The 16,919-nt window shown below is 48.5% G+C and carries 17 protein-coding genes; 14 read left to right on the top strand and 3 right to left on the bottom strand.

What is annotated here, in order from left to right; genetic code table 11:
• Positions 1 to 23 precede the first annotated feature (23 nt).
• The 9 genes from C3B52_RS13200 to C3B52_RS37305 all read left to right on the top strand — a co-directional run bounded on the left by C3B52_RS13200 (position 24) and on the right by C3B52_RS37305 (position 8,445).
• On the top strand, positions 24 to 626 hold the full coding sequence (locus tag C3B52_RS13200; RefSeq protein ID WP_103106558.1) for a TetR/AcrR family transcriptional regulator: 603 nt from the start codon (positions 24 to 26) through the stop codon (positions 624 to 626).
• A gap of 69 nt (positions 627 to 695) precedes the next feature.
• Positions 696 to 1,982: an MFS transporter gene (locus C3B52_RS13195; RefSeq protein WP_103106557.1), complete on the top strand. Its 1,287-nt coding sequence runs from the start codon at positions 696 to 698 to the stop codon at positions 1,980 to 1,982.
• Between the two features lie 125 nt (positions 1,983 to 2,107).
• Positions 2,108 to 3,181, top strand: coding sequence for a M42 family metallopeptidase (locus C3B52_RS13190; protein WP_103106556.1), 1,074 nt, complete (start codon positions 2,108 to 2,110; stop codon positions 3,179 to 3,181).
• Positions 3,182 to 3,461: 280 nt separating this feature from the next.
• Entirely contained in the window at positions 3,462 to 4,949 is a 1,488-nt protein-coding gene (locus C3B52_RS13185) for a DEAD/DEAH box helicase (RefSeq protein WP_103106555.1), read from the top strand.
• A 209-nt stretch (positions 4,950 to 5,158) separates the two neighbouring features.
• On the top strand, positions 5,159 to 5,593 hold the full coding sequence (locus tag C3B52_RS13180) for an Lrp/AsnC family transcriptional regulator (protein ID WP_103106554.1): 435 nt from the start codon (positions 5,159 to 5,161) through the stop codon (positions 5,591 to 5,593).
• Between the two features lie 5 nt (positions 5,594 to 5,598).
• Positions 5,599 to 6,219, top strand: coding sequence for a LysE family transporter (locus tag C3B52_RS13175; RefSeq protein WP_103106553.1), 621 nt, complete (start codon positions 5,599 to 5,601; stop codon positions 6,217 to 6,219).
• 98 nt (positions 6,220 to 6,317) lie between these two features.
• The gene (locus C3B52_RS13170) at positions 6,318 to 6,557 is read left to right on the top strand and encodes a helix-turn-helix domain-containing protein (RefSeq protein ID WP_103106552.1); all 240 of its coding nucleotides are present in this window, start codon (positions 6,318 to 6,320) and stop codon (positions 6,555 to 6,557) included.
• A gap of 161 nt (positions 6,558 to 6,718) precedes the next feature.
• Positions 6,719 to 7,471 (top strand): hypothetical protein, encoded by a 753-nt coding sequence (locus C3B52_RS13165; protein WP_103106551.1) that lies wholly within the window; start codon positions 6,719 to 6,721, stop codon positions 7,469 to 7,471.
• A 26-nt stretch (positions 7,472 to 7,497) separates the two neighbouring features.
• Entirely contained in the window at positions 7,498 to 8,445 is a 948-nt protein-coding gene (locus C3B52_RS37305) for a methyl-accepting chemotaxis protein (protein ID WP_103106550.1), read from the top strand.
• Positions 8,446 to 8,526: 81 nt separating this feature from the next.
• Here C3B52_RS37305 and C3B52_RS13155 read toward each other — a convergent pair whose 3' ends face one another.
• Together C3B52_RS13155 and C3B52_RS13150 are read right to left on the bottom strand one after the other, a co-directional pair.
• Positions 8,527 to 10,227, bottom strand: coding sequence for a M14 family metallopeptidase (locus tag C3B52_RS13155; RefSeq protein WP_103106549.1), 1,701 nt, complete (start codon positions 10,225 to 10,227; stop codon positions 8,527 to 8,529).
• Positions 10,228 to 10,412: 185 nt separating this feature from the next.
• Positions 10,413 to 11,102, bottom strand: a complete 690-nt coding sequence (locus C3B52_RS13150; protein ID WP_103106548.1) for a class I SAM-dependent methyltransferase — start codon at positions 11,100 to 11,102, stop codon at positions 10,413 to 10,415.
• 219 nt (positions 11,103 to 11,321) lie between these two features.
• Here C3B52_RS13150 and hppD point away from each other — a divergent pair, with 219 nt between their 5' ends.
• The 5 genes from hppD (at position 11,322) to C3B52_RS13125 (ending at position 16,353) form a co-directional block, all read left to right on the top strand.
• On the top strand, positions 11,322 to 12,413 hold the full coding sequence (gene hppD, locus C3B52_RS13145; protein WP_103106547.1) for a 4-hydroxyphenylpyruvate dioxygenase: 1,092 nt from the start codon (positions 11,322 to 11,324) through the stop codon (positions 12,411 to 12,413).
• Between the two features lie 158 nt (positions 12,414 to 12,571).
• The gene (locus tag C3B52_RS13140) at positions 12,572 to 14,299 is read left to right on the top strand and encodes a sensor histidine kinase (RefSeq protein ID WP_103106546.1); all 1,728 of its coding nucleotides are present in this window, start codon (positions 12,572 to 12,574) and stop codon (positions 14,297 to 14,299) included.
• Positions 14,268 to 15,059, top strand: a complete 792-nt coding sequence (locus tag C3B52_RS13135; protein WP_235615699.1) for a LytR/AlgR family response regulator transcription factor — start codon at positions 14,268 to 14,270, stop codon at positions 15,057 to 15,059. The genes C3B52_RS13140 and C3B52_RS13135 overlap by 32 nt, the downstream gene beginning before the upstream one ends.
• A 247-nt stretch (positions 15,060 to 15,306) precedes the next feature.
• Positions 15,307 to 16,008 carry a pirin family protein gene (locus C3B52_RS13130; protein ID WP_103106544.1) on the top strand — a complete coding sequence of 234 codons (702 nt, stop codon included), beginning with the start codon at positions 15,307 to 15,309 and terminating at the stop codon, positions 16,006 to 16,008.
• A 15-nt stretch (positions 16,009 to 16,023) separates the two neighbouring features.
• The gene (locus C3B52_RS13125; RefSeq protein ID WP_164684774.1) at positions 16,024 to 16,353 is read left to right on the top strand and encodes a hypothetical protein; all 330 of its coding nucleotides are present in this window, start codon (positions 16,024 to 16,026) and stop codon (positions 16,351 to 16,353) included.
• Positions 16,354 to 16,417: 64 nt separating this feature from the next.
• Here the strand turns inward: C3B52_RS13125 and C3B52_RS13120 are convergent, their stop codons facing one another.
• Positions 16,418 to 16,903, bottom strand: a complete 486-nt coding sequence (locus tag C3B52_RS13120; protein WP_103106542.1) for a hypothetical protein — start codon at positions 16,901 to 16,903, stop codon at positions 16,418 to 16,420.
• Positions 16,904 to 16,919 lie beyond the last annotated feature (16 nt).

The following is a 16,919-nucleotide window of genomic DNA, read 5'->3' as shown; positions in this document are numbered from 1 at the left end:
ATCATTTGTGAGGAGCTTGTAGTATGCCGCTATCTGATCAACAGGTACAAAAAATGAAGCAGAAACGTGAAAACATTTTAGAGCAAGCCATCCAGCTGTTTGCTGAGCACGGTTATAACGATACGACGATTGCAAAAGTCGCTAAGGCATCCAACGTCAGCTTTGGAAGTGTCTTTACGTATTTTGAAAATAAAGACCAGCTTTTTTACGCAGCCGTCGTGGAGCCTCTTCGCGAGTATTCCGAGCAGTTGCTAGACTTTGATCCTGCAGCTCAGGACGCTGTTTTGGAGCTGGAGAAAATGGTTACAAATCAACTGCGTATAATCGCTAAATTTGATACTTATCTACGTCTGGTCGTTCAAGTCATTGGCTACCATAATCGTTTTCCCGAGCCGTTTCAGGAGCTGGATCAGTTTCATGATACATTTCGGGCGAAAGTTGGGGAGCTTTTAAAAAATGGGCAAAAGCAGGGGGCCTTATATGAGCAAGACACCAAATACGTGGCAACAGCGTATATGAGCCTGTTGATTGGGCTGCGGGTGAACTTGACTGATTCGCCAGAAAGTCAAATGTGGACGAACTTTGTTCCGTTTGCGATGCAGCTATTTGGACCGAAGAAGAGCTAGTCGGTCTATTTTTTTGGGTTATAAATGATTGATTAATCAATCGTTATTCTGTAGCTGGAGTGATTGCACATGAAATTCTGGACATTTAATAAAAACATCCAAATCAGGCTTACTCTCCAATTCGTGACATCCATGGCAACCATGTCAGTGACGCCTTATTTAATCGTGTTTTTCTCCAAGCAGCTCGGAACCTTTGTGACAGGCTTTATGTTTTTAGGGGTGATGGCAGCGAGTATTGTCGGTTCTTTTGCAGGTGGCTATGCAGCGGACAGGATCGGCAGGAAAAAAGTGATTGTATGCTGCGAAGCAATTGTCTTTGTCGGGTTTGTATGCGTGGCTCTCGTCAATTCTCCCTGGCTTCAGCTACCTTATGTGACTTTTGTTCTGTTTCTCTTCATTCATTTGTGTATAGGTGCTGTCGGGCCGGTTTATCAGGCGTTGATCATCGATGCGAGTCATCCTGAAAATAGACGCACGATTTTCACAGTTTCGTACTGGCTGAATAATTTGGCAGTCGCGATTGGAGGATTGGCTGGCGCATTTCTGTTTCAAACGCATCACTTTTATCTGTTTCTGGGAGTTGCTTTTAGTACGGCTCTATCACTTGGCATTACGGTTCTTTTCATTGAGGAGACCTACAGACCGGTAAAACAGGGGCTGTCCCTACAAACGAAGGGAACAAAAAAGAGGGGTGGCAGCTTTTTACAAGATATCCTCGGATCATACAAGAATGTGCTGAAGCATCGCTGGTTTGTTTTATTTGCACTGGCCAATCTGCTCATTATTTCAGTCGAAGAGCAATTGACAAACGTGATCGGAATTCGACTCGTGCAGGAAATGCCAGAGCCACAGCCCCTATTTTCGTTTCTTGACTTGTCGGTAGACGGAATGAATATGCTAGGAATATTAAAAACCGAAAATACGCTTCTCGTCGTTTGTTTAACAGTTCTTGCTTCTTCGCTACTGAAGGCTTGCAAAGAGCGAGTCGTACTGATGTCTGGCTTGCTTCTGTTCTTTTTAGGATATTCAGTGATCAGCTTCAGTAATTCTCCGGTCATTTTGCTGCTTGCGATGTTCCTCGCAACCTTGGGTGAGGTCATCCATATTCCCGTCAAACAAGCGCTTTTGGCCAACATGGTACCTGATCATGCTCGTAGCACGTATATGGCCGTGTATTCACTTCTGTCCATTCTCGGAGCCAGCAGTGCCGGGATATTCATTCTTTTGAGCGGGTGGGTGCCACCTTTTGTCATCACCGGAGTTTTTGCAGGGATGGGTTTGATCAGTATGCTGCTGTTTCACCACATCACGAAGAGCTCTCCTGAAGAAGTGAAGGCAGAGGCAGTAGGACTATGAAAGATGAGGACAACATGAGTAGCAAAAAAGTTCTGGCGCTAAAAAAGAATTGGGAATTCAAGGTTTTTTTCTGGCGGCTAGCGAAATGATAGGAGGATAGGTCTGATTCGAAAAGGAGACTGAATATGGACGATACAACCAAATTGATCAAGGAATTGACGGAAGTAGACGGCGTTCCAGGACACGAGCGCGAAGTCAGAAAAAAGATGGAGCAATTACTGGAGCCACTGAGTGAACAGCTGCTAAAGGACAAATTGGGCGGTGTGCTCGGGAAAAAGGCAGGTGCCCAGAATGGACCAAAGATTTTGCTGGCTGGCCACCTGGATGAGATCGGATTCATGGTTACACACATCACCTCCAAAGGCTATCTGCGTTTTATCCAGCTTGGTGGATGGTGGCCGCACAACATCCTTTCGCAGCGTGTCAAAGTGAAGACCCGAAAAGGGGAGCACTTGGGAATCATCGGCTCCAAGCCTCCACATGCTTTGGAAAAAGAAGAACGTGAAAAAGTCATGAAGCTCAAGGACCTCTACATTGATATCGGGGCAAAGGACGAAGCTGATGCCAAAGCGATGGGCGTGCGTCCCGGTGACTGGATCGTTCCGGTGAGTGATTTTACCACCATGCGCGATGGTGAGCTGTGGGTTGCAAAAGCTCTAGATAATCGGGCAGGTTGTGCGCTCGCAGTAGAGGTACTGAACCGACTGCAAAACACAGAGCACCCGAATGTCGTTTACGCCGGTGCAACGGTACAGGAGGAAGTAGGGTCGCGCGGTGCTGGAACGGTAGCGCACCTGGTAGATCCAGATATTGCTTTTGCTCTCGATGTGGGGATTGCATATGATACGCCGGGCAATGAATCGTACCCGATGACTTGCAACGTCGGTGACGGACCTCTTGTCATGCTGTTTGACGCGACGATGATTCCTCATACTGGACTGCGCGATCTGGTGATGGATACAGCAGAGGAAATCGGAATCAACGTACAAGTGGATGCACTCGCTGGCGGAGGCACAGACGCGGCTAAATTCCATACGAACGGCATCGGCTGTCCATCTCTCGTTGTCGGTTTTGCCACTCGCTACATTCACAGTCATAATTCGATCATGGCCAAGAAAGACTTTGAGCAGGCAGCTGAATTACTGGTTGCGGTCATCAAGAAGCTCGACCGTGAAACTGTTGCGGATCTCTTAGACTAGGTAATTGAAAAAAGCCCTCTCTATTTCATGTACAGCGATAGCTACGTGAAGGAGAGGGCTTTGTCGACGTTCTGCATTACCTCGCTCCTCCTTGAGGAGGCTTCGATATGGCAGTTGTTTTTTTGCATCGACTCATTTAGTATAGGTAGGATAGGAATCTGAGCGGGCGTACTTTTGCCTGGGATGATTGTGATTGACGGTTGCCGGTTTTTTCGCACCCCACTGTCCATGCAGTCTTTGGTGTGGCGAATCGGACCGCTTGTGAAAGGAAGTGGACTCCATGGCAAAATCGTTTGCGTCTTTTGGCTTTCGACCGGAGCTGATGCAAGGGATTCAAGACCTGTATTATAAAGAACCAACCCCCATTCAGGAGGAAGCAATTCCACTGATTCTGGAAGGAAAAGATGTGATCGGACAAGCACAGACGGGTACAGGAAAAACAGCGGCATTCATGCTGCCGATCCTGAACGGTCTGGAGGCAGGAAAGCGGGATATTCAAGCGCTGATCCTGACGCCGACACGCGAATTGTCGATTCAGATTGCGAAAGAAGTAGAAAAGCTAGGGAAGCATCTCGATATCAATGTTCTGTCGCTGCACGGCGGAACAGATATTGACAGACAGCTGAACAAGCTGAAAGAGACCGTACATGTCGTTGTCGGTACACCTGGACGTGTATTGGATCATATGAAGCGCGGCTCGCTCCACTTTGGACGTATCTCGACGCTCGTACTGGACGAAGCAGACAAGATGATGGAGATGGGCTTTTTGGAGGATGTGGAGCAAGTTATCGTCCACACGCCGTCCCAACGCCAGGTTCTGTTGTTCTCCGCAACTATGCCTGATCTGGTGAAAAAGCTGGCGCATCGCTTCATGAAGCAGCCGCCACACATCAAGATTGAGGGCAAGCAAAAAACAGTTGAGCAAATCGAGCAGTTTTACTACGTAACCAATCAAAGCGACAAGACGGATGCACTCGTGGACGTACTGGAGCAGGAGCAGCCGTTTTTAACAATCGTATTTGCCAATACACAAGTTCGTGTGCAGCAGCTGACTGCACGTTTGCAGGAGAACGGACTGTCTGCCCAAGCGCTTTATGGAGATTTGTCCCAAAACAAGCGTGAACAGCTGATGAAGCAATTCCGCGAAATTCGTTTCCAATATTTGATCGCCACAGATATTGCAGCGCGCGGGCTTGATGTAGAAGGCGTGACGCATGTCATTAACTACGATTTGCCGAACGACGTAGAGAGCTACATTCACCGTGTCGGACGTACAGGACGTGCGGGACAAAAGGGAAAAGCGATCTCGCTCATTTCTCCTCGTCAGAAAAACCTGATGGGCCGCTTCGCCAAAGCAACCAAGGCATCCATTGAGGAACGCATCCTGCAAGCAGGCCGTCATTTGGATGCAGGTCGTCGTCAGCGTGCAGAGGAGCGGGAAGCGCATTTTGTTGAACTGCGTCAGCAGCAGCAAAAGGAGCAAAAGAAGGAAAAGGACAAGGAGTTTGCTCCTGTTCGTGAAGCCTTGAAGAAAAAGGCAAAGGTAAAACCAGGCTACAAGAAAAAGCTCGCTCGTGAGCTTGACGAATTGCAAACCAAGTACGAGCAAAACCGCAAAAAGGCGGAAGCAATCGCTGCACGGAAAGCTGGAAAAACCGTGAAGCCTGCAGCCAAGAAAGCAGGCAAAGGCGGAGCTGGACGTCCAGCAAAAGGCGGAAGACCGTTTCAATCGTCTGCGGGAAAAGGCAATGGCAAAGGAAGAGGCTAATTCAGCTCACTCAAGACTGTCTTGATACGTTTTGTATCGAGGCAGTCTTTTTTTGTCCGACTTAATCTTTTTAAGTAACTGCCTGTAAAGCAACTCGAAACAAAATAAAATAATGGTAAAATGGTATGAGAACTACATATTTTTCGTTCTTGTGGAAAATTACTTAAATAATTTAACTCCTTGGTATAATGGAGGAAAGGAGGGATATCGTGGATCGTATCGATGAACAAATTTTGCAATTGCTAAAAGAAAACAGCCGAATGACCAGCTCGGAAATAAGCAAACTGGTCCATCTCTCCGTGCCAGCCGTATCCGAACGCATCCGTAAGCTGGAGGAAACGGGAGTCATTGACCAATTCACTTTGAAAATAAATCGCGAGAAAATGGGGCTTCATCTGATCGCATTTATTATGGTGCAGCTTGAAAAGACAGAGCATATTGCGGGCTTTCGAAAGCAGATTTTAGAGACCGATCATATACTGGAATGCCATCATCTTGCAGGCTCCTATGATTACTTGTTAAAAGTTGCGGTAAAAGGAACGGCCGAGCTGGAACGGCTCATATCGGAGACACTCAAGCAAATCGAGGGAGTCAGCAAGACGAATACGATGATCGCCTTGTCAACGATGAAAGAGGAGCTGTGAGGCGAATGGCTTTATGGAACGGCATCGTGTTCGGGATGCTTCTTCAGCTCTCTGTAGGACCCGTATGCCTGGCGATCTTGCAGCTGTCGATCAGACGTGGAATTGCTCATGCGTGGAAGATGATTGCAGGTGTGGCGTTGGTGGATGCCTTTTATATGGCGGGTGCGATTGGAGGGATTTCTCTTGTTTTACAGCTGACGTGGGTCAAGCAAATCGTGCTGATTGGAGGGGCTGCTACACTGGCCTGGTTTGGAGTAGACAGCCTTCGTTCCCAGCAAGCTGATGGAGGTGCAGAGGCAAAACGAGGAGCAACGGCAAGAGCAGAGAAGAACAGCTTTGTGTATGGACTGTCTCTGACGCTAACGAATCCGCTAACGATTCTGTTCTGGTCGGGCGTTTTTGGTTCCTTGATGGCTTCACGTCAGTTGCCAGACATGTCGACGCTGTTTTTATTTGCGGCTGGGTGCTTGCTATCGACGCTCGTATTTCTCGGATTGGTTGCGATGCTCGGAAAACTGCTAGCGCGGTATCTTGTACCCAAATGGCTGCGGATAGTAAATAGGCTGGTAGGCATATGCTTGATCGGCTTTGCCCTGCTATTGCTGCAAAAAGGACTTTCTATGTGAAATAGTGTTTTCCTCCTACTATATTGTGGGTAATATATAGGTAGATAGAGCCCTTTGGACCAAATAATGCCAAGTACAGGGTATGAGGAGAACCAGCGATGACGGATAAATGCTTTAAATGCGGACATATACTAAATCCTGGCGAGTACACTTGTCAGGTTTGCGGGCAAAACGATATGGAAGACTATCGGATGATTCGAAACTATGTGAGAAGCTACCCGAATTCGAATGCGATGCAAATTGCTAATGCGACAGGTATTTCCGTATCGAAAATATTGCGTTATATCAAGGATGGTTCCTTGACTGTCGTGGACAACCACCCCCGAAGAGGGAGATAACTGCACATAGGTACTAGGGAAAGCCCACTGCCAGTAAGCAAGAAAGTATATTGCAGGCAGGAGGGCTTTTTTCTACAAAAGCTCATCTTGTCAGAATTTGGCCGAACATGAAAGGAAAAGCTAGAATCGTGGCGAATCATAGTGATTGAGGTGAGAAGATCATGAAGGGATCCCGTGCAGAACGTTACCGCTCCCGGCGGAGGAACGATACAGAAGTTAGCCGGTTTTGGATCATGGGGTTGCTTTTCTCACTGCTGGTGCTCGCTTTTGAATTTTTGATCGAGATTCCCGCTGATGCAACTTGGCTGCAAGAGATGGAGATGGCCTTGTTTTCGGCTAGCTTTACCTTGCTCGCTTTTTATTTGCTAGGCCTAACCTTTGCCTTTTCGCGCCATCAAAAGGCCGGGAAGGTCAACCACCAGATCATCATTTACGTATGGCTGGGCGCGATCTTATTTCATTTGTTCCTGCTCATCAGCAATTTGTCCAATCAGCATGTGTACAAAGCGGGGATCATTTTATTTTTGGGACCACTGTTTTTAACCGTCTACCACTTCATCACCTACTTATCCGATGTGCGTGCAGATCGCGAGGAGCAAGAAGCTGCGACGACTGCATCCATGGAGCGGATTGCTTATCAGATGATTTTGGAGGGCAGCAAGGTATACGGGGAAATTACCCGGTTAAAAACAGAGTATCCTGAAGTGGAGCAGATGCTCAGGGCCAACGATTTTCACGATAAGCTAGAACGCTACGCGCTCGAAATGCAGCAGTATTTGCAGGTGAAGCAATTTCAGCGCAAGGACGTGGAGTTGTTGGAAGGGCATTACCTTTTTTTGGAGAATCTGCTGATCTTGGCGAAGCAGCATCCGGGTATCGTGGAATCCCGTATGTTTTCACGCCGTGATGACTAACTGTGGACACAAAGGAGTGGACGGGCATGTTTTGGAAAAAGGACAAGGGACTTGCAGAAAAGGAAACAGCAGCAACGGCAGTAGCGACTCAGGTAAACCAAGCAGAAGAAATGCAGCGTGAGATGAAGAAAGAATTAGTAGCAATCTATGAACAGATGGGTACTATCATCACCTCGCATGATGGAGTAAACGCACAGCATGACGGTCTCGCGCAGCTGGCTTCACAAATGATGCAGGTGGTAGAAAAAATCCAGCGTATTAATGAGAGCGATGACGAGTCAGCAAACCAATTGCTGCAGCGCGGGGAGCGCTTGACCTCGATCTGCAAGGAATCGGTTGAACGTGCAGATGCGGGCAAAAAAGCGATGAATGAAGTCGTGCAGGTCATGAGTACGCTGGAACAGGATTCGGTGAACACCTCGCGTTCCATGAGCAGGCTTGAGGATCGTTCGTCAGAAATTACGAGCATCGTCAAAGTAATTAGCGATATTGCCAATCAGACGAACCTGCTGGCGCTGAATGCTGCGATCGAGGCAGCGCGTGCAGGCGAGCAGGGACGCGGCTTTGCTGTGGTGGCAGACGAGGTTCGCAAGCTGGCCGAAATGACAGCAAATTCGACCAAAGACATCGCAGATTTGATTGGAAAAATACAAGAAGAAACAAAAGAAGCACTGACGAACAGTGAAAAGAGCAGTGCGGCGATCAAAGACGGCCTGTCAATCAGCAAGGATGCTTCCGGCAAAATGGAAGGCATTGTCCAGGCTTTTCACAAGGTCAATGACGAGGTTACAGGTGTCTTGCAAATTATTCAGCAGCAAAAGCATTTTGCGAGTGAAGTATCACAGCAAGTGAATGAAGCGAAAAGCTTGTTGGACGAGCTGAATGATGATCTACTGAGCCATGTAAGAGAAGCGGGTGAGGTAGACCAGCTTCTGCAAGCAAGCCTCAAAGACGTGAAAAAAGTGTTGGCCTAATTTTCGTCTTCTATCTATCCCTTTATATGAAAACGTCCCTTTCCAGAACGAAGGAGAGGGACGTTTTTGGCATTTGTTAACTTAACGCTTGGTGAGAGGTAGGGCTTGCTCCAGCATGTAACGGTATACGGGCACCTCGTCTCCTTTTTCCACGGCAATAAAATTAAAGGCAACGTAGCTATCGACCGATTCAGGCTCCAGAGCCAAGGCAATAAAGTTGGCGTTTGGCTGGTCCATCTGAAACACATAGCTGCCAGCCGGGAATGTTTTGGTTTGCTCAGATACATTGGTGGTCACCTGATTTGTAAAATGTCCATTTTCATACGTTGTGTTTACTTTGTTTTCACTTACCGTATAGCTCTCTACGGGAACCGTCGTGTCTTGGGCTAGCTTGCTTACCTTGACGCCGAGCTGCTCCAGCTTGCTCGCGATGTCATGATAGGCAGGAGGCATCAAATAGGCTGTCGGACGCTCCCTCTCCAGCACGGGAAACGCATCAGTAGAGCTGACCCAATCGATCGGAGCAGAAACTTTTTTTGCCGCAGCCAAATCAACAACCATGAGTGATTGGTCAGGCACTCGCTTGTTTTCACTTACAATCACGATTTTGTCGTTGTCATTTGCTTTTCTGCCTTTCTCTGTGATCTCCTGGCGGGCAGAGGCAACGGTAGCTTTGATCTCGCTTGCGTGGGCAGCGGCGGACTGAATAAAGGAAGAGTGCGTAACGGCCTGACTGTACACGCGTCGTTCAAAATCGGCACGTCCGATGCCAATTCCTCGTGTCTCTACGAGAAATGTCAGTGTATTTTTTAGTCCGAGAGCATTTCGTCCGATCCGGGTTTCCGTGCTGCCCTCAGTGGCGGTCACTTTGCCGTCCTTGCCTTTTGCGAGTGTAAAATAGGCGTGGTGAGACAGCTCTTCCTGATCCAGTGCTTTTTGCACATCAGCTAGTAGCAGATTGTCAGACATTTTGCGCAGCGACTCCGGAATGTTCAAGTTTTTCGCCGATGATATCAGCACGTCGTACGAGGAAATCGCCCCTTTAGGCCCGACATTGGCAAATTGACTGTAGTTTACGCCATACTCATGAGCATCGAGAATGACGTCTGGCTCGTACTCGTTAATGGCTTTGTGAATCGCCTGCACCTCGGGATACTCGACCTTCATGTAATCGCGGTTGGCATCCAAATCTGTAGCGATATATCGCTTGAAGCCATAGGACCCATCTGGATTGATCCGTGGCACGATCGCGATATTCACCTTGTCCAAGAGGTCAGTACCAAGCTTTTCTTCTGCAAGCCATTTGGCGATAACGAGTGCCGATTCACCTGCAGCTGGCTCATTGCCATGGATTTGCGCCTGCAGCCAGATCAGCGGCTTCTCTTTGTTTTTCTTGATGGAATTCAGATCCTTGCTGAACAGGAGTAGTGGAATGTCCTGCCCCTCCAGAGAGGTACCGATCGTGACGAGCTTCATTTGCTTATTGCCTGCCGCTAGCTTCGTTATGTAATCGATCATTTCTTGTTGGGAAGTGAAGGCTACCTTGCCTGACTGAAAAGCGGGGGTCTTAAAATCTATCTCTGGTTTAGGAAAGAGTGTCTGGATGGTCTCTGGCTGCACATAACTCGGACCGTATCCGTAATAGGGGATAAACTGTTTTTCTGTTTTGGCTTCTGCCGCTTGCGCTCGGCTGACAGCAAACATCGTCGGAGTGGCAGAACCGCTGGCGAACATGGACATGATGAGAGCGGCTGAAACAGCAACACCTATTTTCTTACCCATTGCGTCCCTCCTAAAAATGAATGAAAGTAAATCTAATAACGAATTATCAGATAATTACAAAAACGTTAATCAGCCTGTTTATCCATTTTTAGGTGGTGAAAATTAGGACTAACGTGTGAGCATAAAGAGGGCTAACAGGGAGCTGGCCGTTGGTAGAGGAGCCAACAGCCCGCTGCTGTACAAGTTTAGTTCGCTTCTTTTTGCAGGGCAAACAGTGTCAAAAAGCTGACTGCCTCACGCAATTCCACACTCAAGCGACCGGCGATGTCAGGGGTTATGCCTTCCTTGTAAACAGACTCCTCGGCTAGTAGCAAAAAGCCGTTTTCGCGAGCCAGCTGTTTGGCCTCCCATGGCATCATCGTATTCTGGATCGTCGCTTCCTCATAGAGTCGCCGGTAGCTATGTGCACGCGGTCCTGCTGTTGGGCCGAGAATGCCTAAAACCAATATTCCTCCTGGTGCGAGGACACGATGCAGCTCCTGCAATGCTCGCAGTGGGGAGGGTGTGAATTCGACCACATTGATAGAGAGTACTCCTGCGAACCTTTCATCAGAAAAAGGCAGGCGACTAATGTCTGCTGTTTGAAAATGAACGTGGACATCTTCTGCTTTTGCCCGGTCATTGGCATGTTGAATCATTTCCCCGGCAATGTCTACGCCCTCCACCGTATAGCCCTGCCCAGCAAGCTTGCAGCTCGCGTATCCGTCACCACAGCCTGCGTCCAGTACGGGTCCGACCTGAGAGGAGATATGCTGCATGAAAAAGGGGAGAATGGTACGGCGACTTCCTGTTTCCCACATAGCATCACTTCTCGAATGCCAATCTGCTGCGAATTGATCCCACTGTTTGGCTGCTTGTTCACTCCATTGGCTCATAAAATATGTGTCCCCCTCCAAATCTATCTTACCTTTATTGTACCAAGCGCCCGCTCAAATGCGTACTTTAATCGATAAAAGCGGTTGAGCGTTTTCGCGGTGTTTCACGTTCTTGCATGAGTAAGCGTTTCCAATGTAATCTCAATATGTCGACAAAATAATCATAATAACCCAAAAAGTCTTATTAATTGAAAAAGCAGGAAAAATGGAGGGGTAGTAATGAGCAACACCGATTTTTTTCCAATTCAAGACTGGGATTATCTCGAATTTTACACAGGAAACGCCAAGCAAACGATGCACTATTTTACAAAAGCATTTGGCTTTGAAGCAGTCGCTTATTCCGGACTGGAGACAGGCTCTCGCGACAAGGTTTCGTATGTGCTGAAGCAAAATCATATGACGTTTGTGATCAGCGGAGCATTAAACCCCGACCATCCGATTGCTGAATTCGTGAAAAAGCATGGAGATGGAGTTAAGGACGTTGCCCTGCGTGTAGAAGACTGTGAACAAGCTTATCGAGAAGCGGTTTCACGTGGCGCGATTCCGATCATGGAGCCAACCGAATACACAGACGAATTCGGCACAGTAAAAAAAGCAATCATCGGCACGTACGGTGAAAATATTCATTCCTTTATCGAGCGCAAAAACTACAACGGGCCGTTCTTTCCTGGTTATATCTCCTACGAATCCCCGATCAAAGCAGAAGGCACAGGAATCGTTGGAATTGACCACATCGTAGGCAACGTGGAAGTAATGGATGAGTGGGTCGAGTATTATCAAAAGGTCATGGGCTTCACCGCTGTTCAAAACTTCAGCGAGGATGATATTTCGACGGAGTATTCCGCCCTCATGTCCAAGGTGATGCAAAGCGGAACAGGACGCATCAAGTTCCCGATTAACGAGCCTGCGGAAGGACGCCGCAAGTCGCAAATCCAGGAGTTCCTCGAGTTCTACAAAGGGCCTGGTGTTCAGCACATCGCGATTTTGACCAATGACATTATTACAACTGTCTCCAAGCTTCAGGACAATGGCGTCGACTTCCTTTCCGTACCAGATACGTATTACGAAGAGCTGAAGGACCGTGTGGGCGAAATCGACGAGGATATTGAAGCACTGAAAAAGCTCGGCGTCCTCGTAGACCGAGACGATGAGGGGTATTTGCTGCAGCTGTTCAGCAAGCCAATCGTAGACCGCCCGACCTTGTTTATTGAAGTTATCCAGCGTAAAGGTGCACGGGGCTTTGGCAACGGCAACTTTAAAGCGCTGTTTGAAGCGCTGGAGCGCGAGCAAGAGAGACGCGGGAATCTGTAAGCCATCTTTTTCCTCGACCAAGGAAACCATCCTCAACGTGGCACGTGCGCACTGAGGATGGTTTTTTGTCCGTAGTCAGTCTTGTCAGACAATTCGCTTGACCGTCTATATGTCTGATGTGGATAATGAGGAAAGAGTGGTTTATAGGAGGAAGCGTTATGAATGTAGCCTTGATGGTTCCTTTGGCAGAGCGGACGGCTGTCTTGATCGTTGCCGCCCTTTTATTTACACGTGTACGAGCCTTTCGCAGCATTTTGAACCAACAGGCAACCTGGCGGGAAAAAGCGGTCATGGTGCTGATCTTTTCCGCCATTTCTATCTTGGGTACCTACAATGGCATCTGGTATCAGGATGCCATTGCCAACTCGCGGGTGATTGGAACGGTGGTAGCCGGACTATTGGCCGGACCCTGGGTAGGACTTTTAACGGGGCTGGTAGCGGGAATCCATCGCTATTCGCTCGGTGGCTTTACCGATTTGGCTTGTGCCGTATCAACCATCAGTGAGGGTCTGATCGCAGGCTTGATCTATCAGTATCGGCGAAATCGGAATCAGGGAATTGGCTGGACGACAGCACTCGGTGTAGGGTTTATCGCCGAATGGATGCAAATGGGCATTATTTTGCTATTGGCAAGTCCCTATGCAGAAGCACTGGCCCTCGTCAAGTCGATCAGCATCCCGATGTCCGTCGTGAATTCACTAGGCGTGGCGATCCTGATTATTATCATTGATTTGGTGAAAAAGGAAGAAGACCGCATCGGCGCGCTGCAGGCTCAAAGGACGATGCAGGTGGCTGACAAGACGTTATCCTATTTGCGCCAAGGCTTGAACTACGATTCTGCGAAAAAAGTGGCAGAGGAAATATTGCGCACGACGAGAGTAGCGGCTGTCGCGATCACAGATACGCGCACGGTGCTTGCGCATGTCGGAGCGGGCTCCTCCCATCATGTAGTCGGAGAAGGAATTACGACAAAAGCAACCAAGGAAGTCATTTTGACCAAGGAAATGATGATTGCCCGGACAAAAGAGGAGATCGGCTGCAAGGAGCCAAACTGTTTGCTGCGCTACGCGATTCTCGTTCCCCTGATGCGCAGACAGGAGGTAGCAGGTGTCCTAAAGCTGTACCAGGATCGTTCACGCAAGCTGTCGGCTGTTGATCTGGAGCTGGTTCGTGGTTTGGGGAACTTTATCTCTACCCAATTGGAGCTGGCAGAGCTGGAAAAGCAGTCTCGTTTATTGGCAGATGCAGAGATCAAGGCCCTACATGCACAGATCAATCCGCATTTTTTATTCAATGCACTCAATACAATCGTTTCGTTTATTCGATTTCGTCCGGAGCAGGCACGTGAGCTGTTGATTCATCTGGGGGAATATTTCAGACGCAATCTGCACGATTCCGGAGGCTATGTCAGTCTGGCTGGAGAGCTGGAGCATATCGAAGCATACCTCGCAATCGAGCGTGCCCGATTTGGAGACAAGCTGCATGTGGAGTACGACATTGAAGCTGGAGTCGAGCGAGTAACGGTGCCAGGACTCATTTTGCAGCCGCTCGTTGAAAATGCGGTGAAGCACGGACTTTTGCCCAAACGGGAAGGCGGAACGGTGAAGATCAGGGCGCGGCGTTTGGACACGCAGACTTTGGAGCTGACGGTAGCTGATGATGGCGTGGGCATGGATCAGGACCCTTTTCTTACGGCCCAGACGCAAAAGGATGGAAAGCGGCGTTTGTCTGGTATCGGTCTTACTAACGTAAGAAGCCGACTTTGTTCCATTTATGGTGAGCCATACGGAATCGTCATTGAAAGTGAAGCGGGGCGGGGCACGACCTGCACGATACAATTACCGGTAGGGGTGAATGCGAGTGCTAAAAGTGTTCATCGTGGATGATGAAGCACCAGCGAGAGAAGAGCTGCGCTATTTAATCGAACAATTTCCCGAAGTTTCTGTAGTCGGAGAGGCAAGTAGCGGGGAAGAGGCAATCGATGCGATCGTTCAGATTGAGCCTGATGCCGTCTTCTTGGATATCCATTTGCAAGATCGCGATGGTGTTGATGTGGGGCAGGAGCTGCTGGAATCTATGGTGAAGCCCCCTGTCATCATTTTTGCGAGTGCTTATGAAATCCACGCAGTCCGTGCGTTTGAGACAGAAGCCGTCGATTATATTGTCAAGCCCTTTAGCGAACTGAGGCTGGAGAAGACGATGAATCGTGTGCGTCGACTGCTGCGGACAGCAAGTGGTGCGCAAGCGGTAGAAACGCCACCATTTGAGGAAAGACTACAATTTTTGCTGCAGAGCGTACTGACGGATCAGCAGCCACGTCGAGTTCCGGTAGAGAAAAATGGAAAAATCATACTGATCGACCCAAATGAAATCGTCTTTGCTACGCTGGAGGGTAGATACGCCAGCATTTATACCGGATGCGAGCAATACGCGACCTCCTTTTCCTTGCAGGAGCTGGAGAGCAGGCTATCTCCACAGCAATTTTTCCGGACCCATCGTGCTTATATCGTCAATCTTTCCAGAACAGCTGAGCTGGTGCCATGGTTCAAGGGCTCGATTCATTTGGTGATGCAGGATACTCGGAAAACCGAGGTGCCAGTTAGCCGCAATGTGGTAAAGGAGCTCAAAAGAAGATTAGGGTTTTGAAGCTCAAGGGCTGATGATACACAAATACAGGGACGAAAACCACAGATTTACAAGTAGACGGTATGTGATAGGGAGCCGGAGCATTCATTTCCTCTCCCATCTTTCTCGCTCTCCAGATCAACAGCATCTGTGAGGTCATGGACTAACGCTGATTACCCCAGCACTCGCAACGCGCACAGCTGAAAAACTGGTCGAAACGGATTTTTCCTAGTAAACTAGAGAGAGCTGCGAGGAAAGGAAGATTGGTATGATACAACTATATCCTTCAAATTTGAGATATTCCGTTGATCTAGGATGGCTGCGCAGTCATCTCAGCTTTTCATTTGGCGAGTATTTTGACGAGAATAATACTGGCTTTGGCGTCATGCGCGTGTGCAATGACGACGAGGTAGTGGGTGGCAAAGGCTTTGGGCCGCATCCGCACAGTGACATGGAAATCGTAACCGTCGTTTTGCGCGGGGCGATCAAGCATGAAGACAATTTGGGAAATGTCGAGGTGACTTCAGCCGGAGAGGTTCAGCGGATGAGTGCGGGAAGCGGGATTATCCACGCCGAGTACAATGCATCGGAAACGGACGATCTGAACTTTTTACAGCTTTGGTTTATGCCATCCGAGCGGGGGCTGACACCATCCTTTGAAACAAAGCGTTACGATGAACAAGGGCTGCAAAATAAGCTGCTTCCTGTCGTATCTCCCGAGGGGGGAGAGAAAATCGCTGCGATTCATCAGGATATGACGATTTATTTGAGCCGGCTTGAGACGGCAAAAACGCTCTCCTTTTCGCAAAAAGAAGATCGCAGGACGTTTTTGTTCGTGATCGAAGGAGCGCTTTCTGTGAACGAGCAAGCGATGGGGACGAGAGACTCGGCACGAATCGAGGCAGAGAAGAGCCTCACGATTACAGCAGCAGAAGAAGCGGCGTTTTTCATGCTGATTGACTTGCCGTAAAGGAGGATACGCATGATGAAAGAAACATTACTGGTCAAGCATGCCGTTGGAGGCAGAACCTTTATTGATTCGGGAAAAGATGGCGTTTCCTATCAATGGGAGCAAGCAGGCGAGGAGACACGCTTCGTGCTGTCGGTACCACCCGAGCGCGTACAAGAGATCATGAAGTGGAAAGACGAGCTGAATGTCTTTTTGTTCCAGGAGCAAGAGGGACAGCCTATCCAAAAGATCTGGTTTTACGTGAAGAACGGTCCTGTTGCATACGATGCAGCATCCGGTCAGCTAACGATTGTGGCGCAGTCGAAAATCGAGTACATTCCCGAGCAGTTTAATGCCCAGCTGTAAAATAAAAAAAGACCAGAATGACACGAGCGAAAACCTCCTGTGCCAAGCTGGTCTTTTTTCCTACTTACACCGAATAATCGTCGCTTTTTTTTCGTGATACCAAGTAACCACCCAAAACGATCAACAGCAATCCGAGAAGGCCACCGACCTGGCTCGATAACAGATTCGCTGCCAAAAATACGACAGCTACTGTGGTCAAAATACCAATCGGGATCAACAGACCCTTTTTCCGTCCGCCAAAAATGTATAATTCCGTAAGACCGACCGCGGGACCAATCAGAAAGAACGGCCAAGTCGTGCTCATGTCGCCATCCATAAATATTTGACTGAAGAAGAAGAGCGGGGCGTAAACAAGCAGGATTCCTCCTGGCACCAGTAAGCCTGCACGATTGGGCTTTGGATTCATGAAAAAGAAAATGTGAAAAGCGATGGCAGGGATAAGCAAAAATGCTGGCCAAAGCTTGTCGATGGCAAGCGGGATGTTGAAATACGTGGCCATTACAAACATCGCGCCGATCCCAATTAATAGATAGCCGCCGATATGTCTCATGAGCATGTTCTCCTTT

The organism is Brevibacillus reuszeri, from assembly GCF_002897295.1.
GTDB lineage: Bacteria > Bacillota > Bacilli > Brevibacillales > Brevibacillaceae > Brevibacillus > Brevibacillus reuszeri_A.
This window is presented reverse-complemented; position numbering and strand designations above follow the sequence as displayed.